Source organism: Paenibacillus woosongensis (assembly GCF_030122845.1).
In the GTDB taxonomy this organism is placed as follows: Bacteria; Bacillota; Bacilli; order Paenibacillales; family Paenibacillaceae; genus Fontibacillus; species Fontibacillus woosongensis_A.
In genome coordinates this window covers 667,555-684,482 of the sequence record NZ_CP126084.1, presented here as the reverse complement: position 1 = coordinate 684,482, position 16,928 = coordinate 667,555, and the positions used below count along the sequence as shown (strand labels likewise).

Below are 16,928 nucleotides of genomic sequence, written 5' to 3'. Positions count from 1 at the left end.
AACATGAGCATATTGAACAGACTATCCAACTTGACGAAAGCAACGATTCACGAGGTACTGAACAAACTGGAGGATCCGATCCTGATGACAGGACAGTACTTAAGAAACCTGGAAGAGGATATTGCCGCAAAAGAGAATTTGCTTCGCGAGCGCAAAACCGCCGCTAAAGTGAGTGAGCAGAAGAGCCTTGAAGCCGCGCGCAATGCCCAGCTGCAGGAACAAAAGGCGCTGGAAGCATTAACTGCCGGTAATGAAGAGGCTGCCCGCCGCGCTGCCGTAGCCAAAATCCATTATCAAGACGAGGCCGAGCAATTCGCGGCTAACGCCAAGCAGGCCGAGAGCCAAGTGTTCGAATTGGAGCTGCGTTTGAAGGAAGCAAAGGAAGAGCTGGCCCGCTTAAAAGAAAAACGCAAAGAGCTGGCAGAACGCGCACGCAAGGTGGAGCAATCCAGCAGCGCGGAAAGCCCGAATTCCAGCTACGGCACCTTTAGCGGGGCAGCAGCAAAAGGCTTCGAGCGCATGGAGGAGAAAATTTCCGAATGGGAGGCCGCCATGGCCAAATCCGGCTATAGCCCCTTCTCCGCAGACACGGCGAACCCTGACAATGACCCGGCTGTAAGCGAGGAACTGCAGCGTTTGAAGGATCAGCTGTCCTCCGATAAAAACAAATAATCGCTCCATCGCATCAACAAGCGAAATAGTCCCTTTGAGTTAAATAGACTAAGCTAATAAGAGGATATATGTTCACTACATGAACATATATCCTCTTTTCTCGCCTAATTGTCGGCATATTCATAAGTTTGATATGATCAATGGGATGTTAATGAAAGGAGCATTAGATATGTGCTGCTCATGTTGCCCCGTAGTAGATATGCAAAATTCCCTTTAATTATTTAAAAATTGGGAGGTTATTTTGTATATGCTATTCCAGGAAAAATTAATTAGTGTAGTTAAAGAAAAGTGTGAGACTGATCCACGTATTTCTGCATGCATGATGTATGGATCGTTTACAAAAGGTGAAGGGGACAAATACTCGGATGTTGAGTTTTATATCTATTTAAAAAATACGGAGATGGGGCAGTTTGAGTCTTCTGACTGGATGAAGGATATTGCCCCTTATGATTTACTCTTTTTTAATGAATTTGGAACTGAGGTTGTCGTGTTTTCCAATTTAATTAGAGGAGAGTTTCATTTCCAGCCAGAATCTGAGATTGAAGTTATTAAGACATTTAAAGAGACAGGTGTGTTCCCTGACACAGAATCCATGTTTATTTATGATGCTACAGGCAAATTAAAAGCATGTTTAGATGATCTAAAGGGTGACGGGCCAGAAAGAATGACAAATGAAAATGTCAATTTTGCTTTTAATAACTTAGTGAACGTATGGATCATGGGCATCAATGTTTTAAAAAGAGGGGAAACTGCACGTTCGCTGGAATGTCTGACATATGTTCAAAAGTACGTTTTACAATTAATCAGGATTCGTGAAAAGACGTAGAACGTTGGCTTAACGCTACAAAAAACTTAGAAGCTGATCTTTCAGAAAAGGCGTATGGTGAGTATGCTTCAATGACCTCAAGGTTAGATAAAGAAGATTTATATCATGCCTATGCGAATGCACTGCATGTAGTTGAAGGGCTAGTCCTTATCCTTGCTGATGATTATCAATTTGATATTCATCTAATGTTCTTAGAAAAATTACATGCTCATTTGCGGAACGACCGGTTGCCCTTAATGTGACCAGCGCTCTCTACCTCCCATTTACGCCGAGCATGAACCACGGCTTTTCTCGTTCTAAATGGATTTATGGTAGTTAGATTCTGCGGCAAAGAAAGGAAAGTAGATTTAAATGGATATCATGCCGTTAGAAGAAGAGAACTGTCCATCATAGGCTGGATTCTTGATTTTAAGAGCATAAAATCCATCTAATTCCCTGAAACATTCGTTTAGAGCATACTTAGATACATGAATTCCATTTAATGTTCGACAGCTTAGTGTACGACAGCTTAACGTTCGAGTCCGTAAGCTTATATAAGATGAGCTATAGAACGAAATGCAGGCAAGGGAGAAATTGATTCCGCAGAAACGGACAGCTTTCTAAAAAAAAGGGGCGCCCCTCCGTCATCTATGATGACTTCTGGGACAGCCCCTTTCATCTATAATTTAGATTATTTCTTGCCTTCTTTGTTCTTGAACATTTCGCCAATCGCGCCAATGCTGCCCAGCGTTTCGATCGCATTGGAAGGAATGAACACTTTGTTCGCAGGTCCTTTGGACACTTCGGTTAATGCCTCGAAGGAACGGTATGCAAGCACCTGCTCATCCAGGCCAGCTTCACGCAGCATCTGGATTCTGGACTTCTCAGCTGCGGCAACCGCTTCAATCGCCTTGGCTTCCCCGAGCGCTTCCAGCTCTTGAGCTTGACGCAAACCTTCCGCTTCGCGAATCCGCGCTTCCTTGTCCCCCTCGGCTTTAAGGATTTTACTCTGCTTATCCCCTTCAGCGCGAAGAATCATATCTTGCTTCGCTGCTTCCGCCTCGAGAACGATCGCACGCTTGTTCCGCTCAGCCTTCATTTGCTTATCCATCGCATCCTGGATATCCAGCGGAGGCTTAATATCGATAACCTCTACGCGTTCGATGCGCACGCCCCACTTCTCGGTTGCTTCGTCAAGGGCAATCCGGATGTCCGAGGAGATCTTCTCCCGTCCAGACAGCGTCTCGTCGAGCTCCATCTTACCGATGATTTGACGCATCGTTGCCGTCGTGATGTTGCGCACGCCGTATACATAATCAGAAATGCCGTACGTCGCTTGCTCCGGTCCGACGACCTGATAGAAAATAATCGTATCGATTTGAACCTGTACGTTATCTTTCGTAATTACGGTTTGCGGAGGCACGTTGGCCTGTTGGATCCGCAGGTCGTGATAGACCCGGACATGGTCGATGACCGGGATCAGGATGTTGAGGCCCGGCGTCAGCAAGCGGTGGAATTTACCGAGGCGTTCCACGACTCCGACACGCTGTTGAGGCACGATTTTGACTGTAAGTGAAATAAAGACAAATACGACGACGACAATAACGACAATAATCGCCCATTCCATTAAATGAATTCCTCCCATCGTTCTACTTCAATTATGCTGCTTCCACGTTTCATTACCCGTACCAGCTCATCCTTGCCAATCTGCTGTGTAGATGTGGCGCTCCACGTATCTCCACCAATTTTTACGATGCCATACTGGCCCGGTTCTATCGCTTCCACCACGACTCCCTGTTTTCCTACAAGTTCCGTACCGGCATCCTCATAACCTTTGGACGCCCGCAGTCTCTTCGCCAGCGGTTTCGTAAATGCCGTCAGCACGAGAGCGATGACACAGCCTGTGATGACCTGGAGCAGGAAAGCATCCGGGGCAATCCAGGCAACCAAAGCAGCCGCCCCCGCCCCGACACTTATCCAAAGGAGATAAAAGGTCAAGGTCATCATTTCAAGCACTAACAATATTCCGGCGGCAATCAGCCAAATAACCCATGCATGCATCTACCGATACACCACCTTTCCGCAATGATAATATTATATACGGCGTTCCAGGCAAAAAGTATCAAGAATTAAAACCCTATTGTGCAAATACTTAGCAAGCAATAAGATAACGTTCTCTCCATTTACCCTTATTTTCAAGAATACCAAAATCAAGCCGATTTCACAGTTAATTTCTTCCTGTTTGTCTCTGACTTGTTCATAAAAAAACAGCCTGAGGAGATTATCCCCAGGCTGCCTTATCTAAATTCAATTGTTCTTATCCAGTCAAGCATTATGCCTGGGCAACATCAATATCGACATTGCGTTTGAAGGCCTCCAGATCGTTCTCGCCAAGCACTTTACCGGTAATGACGCCGGCCGTAATGGAGTCATTCACGTTCAGCGCCGTGCGTCCCATGTCGATCAGCGGTTCGACGGAGATCAGAAGCCCAGCCAGAGCCACCGGCAGGTTCATCGTCGACAGGACGATCAAGGATGCGAAGGTCGCTCCACCACCGACGCCAGCTACACCGAAGGAACTGATCATGACGACAAGGATCAGCGTCAGAATGAAATCCCAGCTTGCCGGATTAATACCTACCGTCGGTGCGATCATGACGGCCAGCATAGCTGGATAAACGCCGGCGCAGCCGTTCTGGCCGATCGTCGCCCCGAAGGAAGCTGACAAGTTAGCGATACCGTCTGGTACCCCAAGCCGCTTCGTTTGCGTCTCAACGTTCAATGGGATCGAAGCAGCACTCGAACGCGATGTGAAGGCGAACACAAGCGTCGGCAGTACTTTTCTAACATACTGCACTGGATTGTATCCGAAGATGGCCAGCAGGATCAGATGAATAATGAACATGACGATCAACGCTACATAGGATGCGCCTACGAATTTGATCAGCTTCAAAATTTCCTGCGGATTCGTTGTTGCGATTGTATTCGTAATTAGCGCAAGAATTCCATATGGCGTCAGCCTTAAGACTATCGTTACAATACGCATGACCACGGCATACAATGCATCGATTATTTTACGGAACGTCTCTGCTTGCTCCGGCTTTTTACGATCCAGCCCAAGCACGGCGACTCCAATAAATGCAGAGAAGATAACGACAGCCAGGGTTGAGGTACTGCGCGCCCCCGTCATATCCGCAAATGGATTCTTCGGAACGAAATCAAGAATTTGCTGCGGAATCGTCTTATCCGCGACGTCCCCTAGACGCTGCTCCAGCGTCTCCCCACGGGCAATTTCACGATCCCCTGCCGGAATCTCCAGCGCCTGCAGATCGAAGCTAAGGGTAGTGACGATACTGACTGATGCGGCAATCGCTGTCGTGATGAGCAGTACGGCGATAATAAGACCGCTAATTTTACCCAGATTTTGTTTCCCCTTCAATTTCATAATGGCTGAAATAATAGATACCATAATGAGCGGGATAACAATCATTTGCAGCAAGCCAACATAACCGCGTCCAACGATGTTGAACCAGTCCGTCGATTTTCCGATGACCGCTGATTCGGACGGGAAGAGCAACTGCAGGGCAACACCGAACAGTATGCCCAGCCCCAGCCCGGTGAACACCCGTTTTGTGAAAGAAATATGCTTCTTCTGCATCCAGAAGAGAAGACCAAGCAGTACGAGCATAACCGCTATGTTAAGTATGATTTGCAAAGTTTCCATGGTTAAACTCCCCTTTTTACTTAATATTTGACCACTGGTTGTCAGTATTAAGTTTCATTTACAGACGTAATATTATCACAAACTCGACTAAATGGGTAGGATTAATTTATTATAAGATCATAGTCTATTTTCTCCCATATTTCCTTTGTGGAACAAGACATAACCCACTTATTCCCTCTGCTGTAAAGCGAATATTGCACAACCAATTCACGGTTAATATCTCATGGAGGGACTAGTCCGATTCAAGAAATAATTTGGGAATGGTATCCATTTCATTGAAGCTATGCCTTTCCAACGTTTTAACCAGTCCGGAAGAGCCTGACACAATTATGATATGCGCAGCCCATTTAAATCATCAGCCCCGTACTCGCTTATTCCAAGCAGCAAAAAGGCCAGGCAACGAATGGCCTGACCTGATTTACAAAACGATAATTAGACCGCTCCATCAGAATCAATCTGAAAAGAACTCAGCGATTGCTTCAGCGTTTCCGATAGCCCTTCCAACCGATTGGCCAGCTTGACGAGTTCCTCGCTGATTTTGAACTGCTCCGAAGACATGGAGGCGACCTCCTCCGTAGATGCCGTCGTTTGCTGAACGACAGAGCTTACGCTGGCAATGAATTCGGACAGCACCTGCTGAGATGACCTTAGCTCATGCACGGAGGCTGAAGAGCTCTGGATATCGGTCACGAACCGCTCCATTTCCTGCGCAACATTCTGAAAAATCGACGAGGCTTCCTTCACCGACAGCAGCTGCTCCCCAAACATGGGAGTTACCTGTATCAAGACGTTGACCGTATCCTCAATTGCCGTCTGAATTTCCTCCGTCATAGCCGACACGGTCTGAACGGCTTCATTGGACTCCGCCGTAAGCTTGCGGATTTCCTCGGCGATGACCACGAAGCCCTTGCCTGCCACACCAGCTCTGGAAGCTTCAATGGATGCGTTCAGGGAGAGAATATTTGTCTGCTTCGTCATTTCCACCATCGGCGCAAGTATGCTCCGGATCGAATGGGTGCTCCGGCTCAGCTTCGCAGAATTCTCTTCGATCAGCCCGGTCATTCGGGTGACCGATTCCGTCTTCTCGACGAGATTGTCCATATATTCCCGACCCTTCCGGCTGACTTCACTAACTCTTCCGGCGGATGCATCCATGGACGCGTTCAGGCTCATGACGTAATCCATCTGCTGCCCGATTTCGCCCCGGCTCTTGAAGTTCGTCCGTACCCGCAGGTTGCCCCGCTCTCCTTCCTCCATCAAACGGCACAGCTTCATGAGCGGTTTGCCGACCATCCGGAACAAATAATACCCGATAGCCAAAGCGACCAATACGGCGAAGCATAAAACAAACACCGTCACCCAGATCAGCTTGTCCGCTGCACTGAGAAAGTCGCTTTCTGGGGCGTACCCGACGATACGCCAATCCACGGATTGGAGCTGCCTGTACACAACCAGCTGCTTAACTCCGTTAGCATCCTCCATCGTAAAGGAGGCCTCCCCGATCTGCAGCTGCCGTTCATCCAGGCCGATATCGGATGTTGTCTCGATGAGCTCCGGATCTGCTGCATGAACGATAACGTTATCGGCGGTCAGAATGCGGACCTCGCCGGAGCGGCCCATTTTTAAATTGGAAAGGGTATGCCTCAATGCCTCATCTTTAATTTCAATGAGCAGTATGTATTCCGCCTCCGGATGCTTCAAGTTTTGCAGCACCCTCCCCATCGTCACCGACGGCTTCGCGAAAGTCTCGAAGAAGCCTTGTTTCTGTCCGGGAATCCATAGCGGCTTTCCTTGCGCATCCTGTATCGCCTTAATCTTTGTCTGCACCGCATCCTCGTTGCTCGGTGGACTGGCGCCTGAGCTGGCATATGTATTCGAGAAATCCCCCGGCGAAATCAGCCTGATGCCTACCAGACGTTCGTCCGATCCCCGCATGGCGTCCAGCTTATTGCGAATCCGCGTCTCCGCCTCGGTCTTCCTGACAATGTCAACATTCTGATTGGTGACGGTCTCCAAATCCGTCCGCAGCACTTGGTCGACGGCAAGCTGCCGCGAGATCGCTTCATACTCCGCAAATAAAAAGTCCAGCTTGTCCGCTGCCTGCTCGATCGCTTGCGACGACGCGAGTCCTACTTGCCCCCGAATAATCTGTTTAGACATTAGATAAGAACTAATGCCAAGCACGGCGGATACAATCACAACTGCAGCAAATACAACGATAAATATTTTCACGCCTACCGACTCAAGCTGAATCCGGCCCCCACGCTTCATGATGCTGTCACCCTTTCATAAAGAACACAATTCGGAAAACTCATATCCATTGTCGGATTCTCAAAAAAGGTATAGTCTCCAAATAAACGAGTCTATACCTTCTGTCTGATATATATGCTATTCGCACCGTAACGGCAGCATCAGCCTTTGCTCGCCCCTGAAGTAAGTCCGTCCACAAGCAGCCGCTGCATGAACATGAACAGAATTGTAATCGGCACGGCAATAAACACCGCTCCGGCAGCGAACATCGTAAAGTTGGAGTTCTGATTCGCCTGAACCATATCCCACATCCCGACCGCGACCGTCCATTTATCCTTGCTCCGCAATATCAGTCTGGCAAAAATAAAGTCCACCCATGGACCGACAAACTGCAGCAAGGCCATATAGGTCAAAATCGGCTTGGAAAGCGGCAGGATAATCGATGTAAATATCCGGAAATTGCTTGCACCATCAATCCGGGCCGCCTCATCCAGCGAACGCGGAATGGTGTCGAAGAAGCCCTTGGCAATCAGCGTCATCCCTAGCGGAGCCCCTGCCGCATATACCAGGATCAGAGCCAGATGCGTATCGAGCAGCTGCATTTCCTTCAGCAGCAGAAAGATGGCAATCATGCTCATAAAGCCCGGGAACATCCCGAGTACCAAAACAACGGATAACGCATTTTGCCGCCCTTTAAAACGAAAGCGCGATACGGCATAGCTCGTTAGCAGCGTCAGCGCTACGCCGAGCAGCATGGAGAATACGGACACCTTCAGCGTATTCATGTACCATTGCGGGAACAGAATCGTCCTGGAGTTGAATAACTCCACATAATGCTTGAGGGTAAGGGTCTCTGGCAGCAAGGTCTTGCTGTAGAGCGATGTCCCTGGACGCAGCGAGCCGAACACGATCCAGAGGGCGGGATAAATGGCGCAGATGGCCAGAATCGCCAGCGTGATATAACTAGCTGTCAATCGTATGTAATTACGAATTTTTCGCCTGCTCATTGGATCATGTCCTCCTCTTTAAACGATTTCGTTCTACGATAGTTATAGATCGAGAATGAGGCGATGATCAGGAAAATGATAATGCCGACTGCGGAAGCCATATTGTATCTGTTCTGGTTCAAAGTCAATTTGTAGAGCCAGGTAACGAGCAAATCGGTAGCACCCGCATATTGGTAGTCCCCTTTGACCGGATCTCCTCCCGTTAGCAGGAAAATCATATTGAAGTTATTGATATTTCCGGCAAACTGCGCAATCAGTGTGGGAGCCGTCGTAAACAGGATCATCGGCAAAGTGATGATGCGGAACTTCTGATAGCCGCTCGCTCCATCTACCTCCGCGGCTTCGTACATATCGCGCGGGATCGTTGTCAGCACGCCCATGATCAAGAGCATCGATACCGGAATACCGACCCACATATTAACGATAATAACCGTTACCTTAGCCCAGAACGGGTCCGTAAGCCACGGCAATCCGGATAAGCCGAAATAACCGAGATACTGATTAATCGGGCCGAACTCACCGTTAAACATGTTTCTCATCACCAGCAGTGAAATCAGCTGCGGAATCGCGTACGGTAGGATCAGAATCGTTCTCCAGAAGCCTTTGAAACGAATGCCCTTCTGATTAATCAGGAGTGCAACAAGCAGGCCGCCGAAATAAGTCGTCACCGTGGATAAAATCGCCCAGATGATCGTCCAGGTCAGCACGCCGTAAAAGGTATGGCTCCAGGTTTTGAGAGCAAGCAGATTTTTGAACGTTTCGAAGCCTACCCAATCGACCAGCTTCCCTGGCGGTATGTGGTTTGGCGCGGAATAGTTCGTAAAGGCGATCATGACCATGAAGATGATCGGCATGATCGTAAAGAACAGTATACCCATCGCGGGAATACTCAGGAACGCCTGCGCAAATTTATAATCGAGAACATAGCGGACCGATTGCCGGAAGTTATGAACCGGTCTGCCTTCATCGCGCTGCGCGCCTATTTTTCTCGCGTCCCGAATGTTGAAGTAATATACGACGAGGAATACGATGAGATACAGAATCGTAATCAAGCTTTGAATCAGAATAAAGATGGAGTGATCATATTGCCCGGGCTGCATATTCGCAGCGGTTCGCGGCGTTTCGCCCAGAGTGACGATTCCCCAAAACGCATATCCCAGGTTAAGGATAAAATACATGACGGACGCAGCTTCGAACGCCATCATTAGCGCGCCCTTCATATATTGTTTGTTATAGATTTGGCCAAGGCCCATCAAGAGTGACGACAGTACTGTTGCCCGTGTGCGGTGTCGGCTCATTTCTCCTCCTTCTCCTCTCCCTTGATCATCAAAGGAATTACCCGCCGCAGACCGCGACGGGTGAATTCATTTCCGTTGTAGGCCCTATAATTACTCCGCAGCCAGTCCGTTGTTCAGATCTTTGATTTGCGTGATCGCTTTCTCCATGGCAGCCTTAGGGTCAGTTTTATTGTCCCAAATGTCGGCCATGGCCGCATTTACAGGCGCCCATACGTTGGCCATTTCCGGAATGGAAGGCATCGGCTCCGAGTTTTTGGCCTGCTCGGCGAAACCGGATACGATCGGATCGTTCTTGATTTGGTCGGTCTCCAGCGCTTCCAGGTTCGTAGGCACCGAGCCGATCTTCTCATTCAGCAGCAGCTGAGCTTCTTTGGTCGTTGCAAACTGCGCGTACAATTTAGCCGCATTCGGATATTTCGCAAAGGAGCTTACGGTGTAGATTTTAATGCCCGAGAAGGTAATTGCCGGCTTACCATTCACTGTAGGTACCGGAGCGATCGCCAGGTTGTCGCCAAGAGCCTCTTTGTAGCCGGCAACCTCCCATGGACCGTTGATATCCATGGCTACATCGCCTGCACCGAACAGGCCGCGTTTGATATCCGGGTTAATGTCTCCGCTCTTGATCGGCAAAATTTCGGCCAGGCTTTGATACACCTTCATACTCTCGGCTACGCCTTCATGAGCAAGGCCAATATCATCCTTATTCGTGCCGTTGTCGCCATAGAGGTAACCGCCTCCGCTAGCGATAAACGGATAGTTGAAGTACATATTTCCAGCTTCCCACATCAGGGCATATTTCTTTTTGGATTTATCCGTAAACGTTTTGCCGAATTCAATCAAATCCTCAAAGGATTCTGGCGCTTCAGGAACGAGTGATTTGTTGTAGAAAAGAGCTGTCGTTTCAGCCGCTCTCGGATAACCGTAAAGCGTCTCCTCGAACGTAGCGCCAATAATCGAAGCTTCGGTGTTGTTCTTCTTCGTGTCCTCTGCAAAGACGTCATTGGCCAGAATCAATCCCGATGCCGCAGCGTTCCCCAGATGGTCATGCGGAATGATAATCACGTCCGCACCTAATCCCGAAGGTCCGTCCGTCGTTAATTTACCCACTTGATCAGTAGTGGCCACTTCTTCAATTTTCACCTTAACGCCGTACTTCTCCTCGAACTGCCTGGCGATTTCCTCAGTAAAGGGAACCTCTTCTCTACTCTCCCAAACGAGGAGCTCCGCCCCTTCCTCCGGCACCAGTTCTCCGTCCTGTACCGCGGTAGTATTTTCTTTGTTATTTGCTGCATTTGACGGCGCCGGAGTATTCGCGCCTTCACCCCCGCCAGTACTGCTCTTGGTGCCGCAGGCGGTCATGGAAGCTGTCAGTGTCAGTACAGCGACCAGCAGCAGCGCTTTTCTAAATGACTTTTTGAAATTCATAAAGCTAACCCCTCCTAAAAATTATTACGCTTACAAATGCGGAAGTTGCGCAAACGATTTCAAAAAATGCGATTATTCTGGTTGTTTAGTATGTATACATTTGAAATCCTGACCAAATCCCCACTCAGAAAGCGCTTTATCCTCGCCCACATCATACAACACATCAATTCCTATGTAAAAACGTTTGCACTTATCGTTTTTGCCATATAAAATTCTATTTAGTCTAAATATCTTCGGATAACTCACGTTTTCACACAATATCTCAAAATTATCCAGCTTGCTCGGGGTTACAGCCCGGACGGATTAATCTATAAATCTATGTATATTGCGGTTTTACGGGTTTATTACGCGTAATAATCATTAGGATTATCTTCTAAATTTTAGGTGGTGTTTTTCCGACTTGTGCAACGGTTTGAACAATGCTATAATCCACCATGAATGCGGTTAACTCTTTGCTGGTGCTGGGCTTTACGCATATAAACTGAAGGCGCTGTTATCGTTAAGGTACATCCTCGGCTGCTGCTTTTTGGCCTTGATGTGCCTTTTTTAGCTGCTCCGCCTTCCCGTCACTCATTCATAAACCAGCTTGATAGGAGAATCATCCGCCTGCGAGTATAGAATTGCCGTATTTCGATCCATACTTAAGCCAGTAATTCCATGCGATTTCTGTACTCATATCACTCATTGTTTAGGAGGAATCATGCATGCTGCTCGAAGCTGTCTATCACCGTCCCAAACTGAACTGGTCCTATGCCTACGACCGGGAGACGATCCACCTTCGCCTCCGGGCCAAAAAAGATGACCTTACCCATGTCTATGCCTTTACCGGCGACAAATACATATGGGATCAAAGCAAAGAATTGATTCCGATGTCCATAATGGCCTCCGACGAGTTGTTCGACTACTGGGCTTGCGTCGTCAAGCCGCCATACCGCCGATTGAAATACGGGTTCCTGCTGCAAAAGGGCGAGGAGCAAATCTGGATGACAGAAAGCGAGTTCTCACAGGAGCGTCCGGCTGTTCCGGACCGGCTGTTCGATTACCCTTACATCAATCCGGCGGACATATTTACCGTACCGGAATGGGTGAAGGACGCGGTGTTCTATCAAATTTTTCCCGAACGCTTCGCCAATGGCGATCCCAGCCTGGATCCGGCTAATGTCCTCCCTTGGGGCGGCAAGCCGGAGCGGCATAATTTTTTTGGCGGTGATCTGCAAGGGGTCATCGATCACCTCGATCATTTAAGCGAGCTGGGGATTAACGCCATTTATTTCACGCCTATTTTTGAGGCGACTACCAATCATAAATACGACACGGCCGATTACATGAAGATCGATCCCCATTTCGGGGATGCGGAGACGCTGAAGAAGCTCGTCAAAGCATGCCATGAGCGCGGGATTCGCGTCCTGCTTGACGCGGTCTTCAATCATTCGGGGAAGACGTTTGCCCCTTTCGTCGACGTTCTGGAGAAAGGCGAGCAATCCCGCTACAAGGATTGGTTCGTCGTCCGCGAATTCCCGCTGCAGGTTAAGGATGGAGTGCCGACCTATGATACGTTTTCCTTTGAGCCGCATATGCCGAAGCTGAATACGGAGAACCCCGAGGTGAAGGAATATTTGCTGGGCGTGGCAGAGTACTGGATCAAGGAGGTCGGGATCGACGGCTGGCGCCTGGATGTCGCTAATGAGGTCGATCACCAGTTCTGGCGGGATTTCCGAAAGGTTGTGAAAAAAGCCAACCCGGACGCGTACATTCTGGGCGAAATTTGGCATGAATCGTCCGGCTGGCTGCAGGGCGACCAATTCGACGCCGTCATGAACTATCCGTTCACCGAGGCGGTGCTGGACTTTATCGTCCGCCGTTCCTTGGACTCCGCCGGATATGCGAATGCGATCGGCAAGCAGTTGTCCCGCTACCCGCAGCAGGCAAGCGAGGTGGCCTTCAACCTGCTGGACAGCCACGACACGCCGCGCCTTCTCACGCTCTGCGAGGGCAACAAGGATCTGATGAAGCTGGCCGCGATTTTACTGTTCACTTACAGCGGTACGCCGTGCATCTACTATGGCGACGAGATCGGCCTCGACGGCGACCAGGATCCCGACTGCCGTAAATGCATGGAATGGGACCCTGCCAAGCAGGATCGTGATCTGTTCGCCTTCTACCAGAAGCTCATTGCCATTCGGAAGGATCTGCCAGCGCTTCGTACCGGCTCCATCCACTTCCGCGTTGCGGAAGCGAAGGGAAGCAAGCTGGCCTATGAGCGCCGCCTAGGCGAGCAATCGGTGCTCGTGCTGCTGAACAACGACAGCGTCGGCCAGACGATCCAGGTTGAAGCCGCTGGCGAGAAGTGGATCGACACCTTTGCCGGCCGCGAATGGCCGGTGCAGCACGGCACGCTCTCCGTCAAGCTGCCAGCCTACGGCTATGCGATCTTGACGAGAGCGTAGCAGGCGCGCAGCGCGCCCTGCGGGCGCGGCGGCGGAGCCCTGCGGGCCGCAGGGCGGGGCGGCGCTGGCGGCGGCGCTGCTGCGAGCGCGGCCGCGAGGCACGGGGTTGGCCGAGCGGCAAGCGCGCTAGGCGAGGCCTGCAGGGGCCCTTCGAGATGCGCGCTAAACACGGCCTGTGGTAACCGGTCGAGATGCACGCTAGTCGAGGCCTGCAAGGGCCCTTCGAGATGCGCGCTAGGATTTAACGGACAGAGGTTCCGCTATTCGCAGCATATTGTCCCTTTTTTAATGTTAACGGACCTACAAGCCCTTATTGGGCTTTTTTTCATGCCTTTGGACGCCTTTTTACTACAATAGCGGAACGAGGGTCCGTTAGCCCTTCAAAAAACCACATTTCAGGCAAAATAGCGGCTTCTCGGTCCGTAAAGAAACACAACCAAACTTCCCAGGGCAAGCTTATGCATCAAACGGGTGAAACTTTGAGTTGAGTAACATTGGTACGGTGAGTGACTTGACATACATTGAGTAACATTTGGTTCGGTGTAGTGACTTGATATACATTGAGTAACATTTGGTGCGGTGTAGTGACTTGACATGCATTGAGTAACATTTGGTGCGGTGTAGTGACTTGACATACATTGAGTAACATTTAGCGTGGGGAAGTGACTTGACATAGCATTGAGTAACATTAGGCGTGGTGTAGTAACTTGGCGTACGTTGAGTAACATTTGGTACGGTGTAGTGACTTGGCATACATTGAGTAACATTGGTACGGTGAGTAACTTGGCGTACATTGAGTAACATTTGGTTCGGTGTAGTGACTTGACATACATTGAGTAACATTTGGTGCGGTGTAGTGACTTGACATACATTGAGTAACATTTAGCGTGGGGAAGTGACTTGACATACATTGAGTAACATTTAGCGTGGGGAAGTGACTTGACATAGCATTGAGTAACATTTGGTGCGGTGTAGTGACTTGGCGTACATTGAGTAACATTTGGTGCGGTGTAGTGACTTGACATACATTGAGTAACATTTAGCGTGGGGAAGTGACTTGACATAGCATTGAGTAACATTAGGCGTGGTGTAGTGACTTGGCGTACATTGAGTAACATTTGGTGCGGTGAGTAACTTGGCGTACGATTGAGTAACATTTGGTGCGGTGAGTAACTTGGCGTACGATTGAGTAACATTTGGTGCGGTGAGTAACTTGGCATACGATTGAGTTACATTTGGTGCGGTGTAGTGACTTGACATACATTGAGTAACATCAGGTGCGGGGAAGTGACTTCCATAAGATGAAAAAGACCCTTGAGCGGAACAATCCACGCCCAAGGGTCTCTTGTATTGCTTTTAATATTGCTGCAGCAGCTTCCATATCACTTGTGCGCTTTCCGCACGGGTTAACTGTTCCTTCGGTGCAAAAAGACCGTTCCCCTTGCCATTCAGCATACCCAAAGCTGTTGTTTCCAAAACTGCCTGCTGCGCCCAAGGAGCAACGCTATTGCCGTCCTTGAATGCAGCCCGTACTGTGCGGGTAGATTCCCGGGCCGGATCGTGCCCCTCTCCAATACTATTTTCCACATCAGCAGCACTAGAATCCTCGGTACCGTATTCGTTGCGCCCGCCCTTGACATCGTTCATCACGTCGTAGGCTCTAATGAGCATTACCGCCATTTCCTCGCGGGTAATAACGTCGTCGCCGCCAAACGTGCCGTCCGCGCGGCCCTTAATGATACCTGCTGCACTGGCGATCGCAACTGCATCTGCATACCATGCCGAGGCGGAAACGTCACGATAACTCATGTTAGCGGTAGGCTCCAGTCCATGCGGCGTCAGCATGGCTTCAACTCCAGACGACTGCTTTTGCTCCAGCTCTAGCTGCTGTCCACGCCGCTGCTTTGGGTGCATTTGCTGTTGTTCCTGCTGCGTTTGCCCCTGCCCTTGCCCCTGCCCCTGCCCTTGCTCTTGCCCTTGCACTTGCTCTTGCACTTGCTCTTGTCCTTGCCCCTGCCCTGGCCCTGACCCTTGCCGCTCTAGCTGTTCCGCCTTCAGTGGCTGCTCCGATGCCAACGCTCTGGTCAGCATTGCGGTAAATTCCGCTCATGTTACGCTTTTTGAGGGTGCGAACGCCTCCTCCGATACCCCCATGACAATCTGCCGGGCGGCCAACTGCTTGATTGCATCATTAGCCCAATGCTCCAGGAGAACGTCGCTGAACGTTCTGTTATAGCTTACGAGCGCAAGCTTCCCAAGTGCATTAAGCTTAGCCGACAATCCTGTCCCCGACCAGCGGGCTCCTGCATACTGGAGCAGACCGTTATCCGCAAAACGGTAAATGCCCAATACTCCGTGTAGTCCTGATGTGGAGCCCAATGATGCATCATCCGTATTAAAGTGGATATGCAGCGGGGCGGTGAACCTATCGAGCGCCAGCATTTTCCCGTCCCCTGTCACAACAAACAGCTCCACTTCACACACTTTTCCTTGTATCTTCAGAACAACACTTCCTTGCCCTCGCTGGGCAGTTACCAGAAGTCTCCGCCCTTCCTCATCCGCTAAAGGCTGGAACGAGAAAACGATTTGGGCACTATCCAAAATACGATCCAAAGAACCATTCAAAGTACCACTTAAAGTACCACTTAAAGTACCACTTAAAGTACCATCCAAATCACCATCCAGATCACCATTCAGATCACCATTCAAAGCACCACTCACAGCGCTTACCAAAGAACCATCCGCTGCCCCATTCGCTGCATCGTTCTGCGTGCCTGCCGAAATCAAGTCGATCAGTTGCTTCACGACAGAGGCTGGTACGTCTAGCGTGAACGGTTCCGTCTTAAATCTCAACGCGTTGCTGCCGTCTAGCGCGGTGGCGTTTGCGGGCAGCCGGATTATGCGTTTGCCCGGTTCGGCAACAATCGTGACTACACCCTTCTCCGCAACCGGATCACTTACAAACTGCACGTCCGCAGGCTGGCCTGCACTATCTTGGCTACCCTTGTCGTTATCGGCACCATCTCCTGCTCCCCTCCCGCTGCTGCCGCTGCTGCCCGGCGTCGAAGGAGATGGCGCAGAACCAGGATCCCCGTTTCCAGGCTCTTGCGGCTTTCCTTTGTCCGGAGCGGACAGCACGATGGTTCCGCCCTGATTCTTGCCAGGAATGACCACGGACACTTTGCCGCCATTTGCCACCTTATACTTGGCCTGGCTGTATTCATCCGTTAGGATCGTTCCTGCGGCAAAAGGAACCTTAAACTCGGCCGCAGCCTCCTCCGCTCTCGTATTCACCCCCAC

At 49.9% G+C, this 16,928-nt stretch carries 11 protein-coding genes and 1 pseudogene; 3 read left to right on the top strand and 9 right to left on the bottom strand.

The genetic code is table 11. The annotated features are described in order from the left end of the window. The first annotated feature begins 3 nt into the window (after window positions 1–3). Both QNH46_RS02950 and QNH46_RS02945 read left to right on the top strand, forming a co-directional pair. The gene (locus QNH46_RS02950; RefSeq protein ID WP_283926855.1) at window positions 4–672 is read left to right on the top strand and encodes a PspA/IM30 family protein; all 669 of its coding nucleotides are present in this window, start codon (window positions 4–6) and stop codon (window positions 670–672) included. A 247-nt stretch (window positions 673–919) separates the two neighbouring features. Further along, window positions 920–1,740: pseudogene (locus QNH46_RS02945) on the top strand (nucleotidyltransferase). 428 nt (window positions 1,741–2,168) lie between these two features. Here the strand turns inward: QNH46_RS02945 and QNH46_RS02940 are convergent. From QNH46_RS02940 to QNH46_RS02910, 7 genes are all read right to left on the bottom strand, one after another. After that, on the bottom strand, window positions 2,169–3,104 hold the full coding sequence (locus QNH46_RS02940) for an SPFH domain-containing protein (RefSeq protein ID WP_283926853.1): 936 nt from the start codon (window positions 3,102–3,104) through the stop codon (window positions 2,169–2,171). After that, entirely contained in the window at window positions 3,104–3,538 is a 435-nt protein-coding gene (locus tag QNH46_RS02935; RefSeq protein WP_155612984.1) for an NfeD family protein, read from the bottom strand. Before QNH46_RS02935 ends, QNH46_RS02940 begins: the two co-directional genes overlap by 1 nt. Before the next feature lie 271 nt (window positions 3,539–3,809). After that, window positions 3,810–5,201, bottom strand: coding sequence for an L-cystine transporter (locus QNH46_RS02930; protein WP_283926852.1), 1,392 nt, complete (start codon window positions 5,199–5,201; stop codon window positions 3,810–3,812). Between the two features lie 432 nt (window positions 5,202–5,633). Next, window positions 5,634–7,472 (bottom strand): methyl-accepting chemotaxis protein, encoded by a 1,839-nt coding sequence (locus QNH46_RS02925; protein ID WP_283926851.1) that lies wholly within the window; start codon window positions 7,470–7,472, stop codon window positions 5,634–5,636. Window positions 7,473–7,612: 140 nt separating this feature from the next. After that, window positions 7,613–8,458: a sugar ABC transporter permease gene (locus QNH46_RS02920; protein ID WP_283926850.1), complete on the bottom strand. Its 846-nt coding sequence runs from the start codon at window positions 8,456–8,458 to the stop codon at window positions 7,613–7,615. Next, the gene (locus QNH46_RS02915; protein WP_283926849.1) at window positions 8,455–9,756 is read right to left on the bottom strand and encodes a sugar ABC transporter permease; all 1,302 of its coding nucleotides are present in this window, start codon (window positions 9,754–9,756) and stop codon (window positions 8,455–8,457) included. The genes QNH46_RS02920 and QNH46_RS02915 overlap by 4 nt, the downstream gene beginning before the upstream one ends. Window positions 9,757–9,846: 90 nt before the next feature. Next, complete coding sequence (locus tag QNH46_RS02910) at window positions 9,847–11,181, bottom strand: sugar ABC transporter substrate-binding protein (RefSeq protein ID WP_283926848.1); 1,335 nt, start codon at window positions 11,179–11,181, stop codon at window positions 9,847–9,849. A gap of 704 nt (window positions 11,182–11,885) precedes the next feature. Between QNH46_RS02910 and QNH46_RS02905 the strand changes: the two genes are divergently transcribed. Next, window positions 11,886–13,628, top strand: coding sequence for an alpha-glycosidase (locus QNH46_RS02905; protein WP_283926847.1), 1,743 nt, complete (start codon window positions 11,886–11,888; stop codon window positions 13,626–13,628). Window positions 13,629–14,984: 1,356 nt separating this feature from the next. Here the strand turns inward: QNH46_RS02905 and QNH46_RS02900 are convergent. Further along, window positions 14,985–15,719 carry an S-layer homology domain-containing protein gene (locus QNH46_RS02900; RefSeq protein ID WP_283926846.1) on the bottom strand — a complete coding sequence of 245 codons (735 nt, stop codon included), beginning with the start codon at window positions 15,717–15,719 and terminating at the stop codon, window positions 14,985–14,987. Between the two features lie 15 nt (window positions 15,720–15,734). Then, window positions 15,735–16,922 (bottom strand): S-layer homology domain-containing protein, encoded by a 1,188-nt coding sequence (locus tag QNH46_RS02895; RefSeq protein WP_283926845.1) that lies wholly within the window; start codon window positions 16,920–16,922, stop codon window positions 15,735–15,737. Window positions 16,923–16,928 lie beyond the last annotated feature (6 nt).

Bases quoted from the DNA above. Each gene is read 5' to 3' on its own strand.
- QNH46_RS02950 (WP_283926855.1), top strand. From the start codon at position 4: ATGAGCATATTGAACAGACTATCCAACTTGACGAAAGCAACGATTCAC.
- QNH46_RS02940 (WP_283926853.1), bottom strand. From the start codon at position 3,104: ATGGAATGGGCGATTATTGTCGTTATTGTCGTCGTCGTATTTGTCTTT.
- QNH46_RS02935 (WP_155612984.1), bottom strand. From the start codon at position 3,538: ATGCATGCATGGGTTATTTGGCTGATTGCCGCCGGAATATTGTTAGTG.
- QNH46_RS02930 (WP_283926852.1), bottom strand. From the start codon at position 5,201: ATGGAAACTTTGCAAATCATACTTAACATAGCGGTTATGCTCGTACTG.
- QNH46_RS02925 (WP_283926851.1), bottom strand. From the start codon at position 7,472: ATGAAGCGTGGGGGCCGGATTCAGCTTGAGTCGGTAGGCGTGAAAATA.
- QNH46_RS02920 (WP_283926850.1), bottom strand. From the start codon at position 8,458: ATGAGCAGGCGAAAAATTCGTAATTACATACGATTGACAGCTAGTTAT.
- QNH46_RS02915 (WP_283926849.1), bottom strand. From the start codon at position 9,756: ATGAGCCGACACCGCACACGGGCAACAGTACTGTCGTCACTCTTGATG.
- QNH46_RS02910 (WP_283926848.1), bottom strand. From the start codon at position 11,181: ATGAATTTCAAAAAGTCATTTAGAAAAGCGCTGCTGCTGGTCGCTGTA.
- QNH46_RS02905 (WP_283926847.1), top strand. From the start codon at position 11,886: ATGCTGCTCGAAGCTGTCTATCACCGTCCCAAACTGAACTGGTCCTAT.
- QNH46_RS02900 (WP_283926846.1), bottom strand. From the start codon at position 15,719: ATGCTGACCAGAGCGTTGGCATCGGAGCAGCCACTGAAGGCGGAACAG.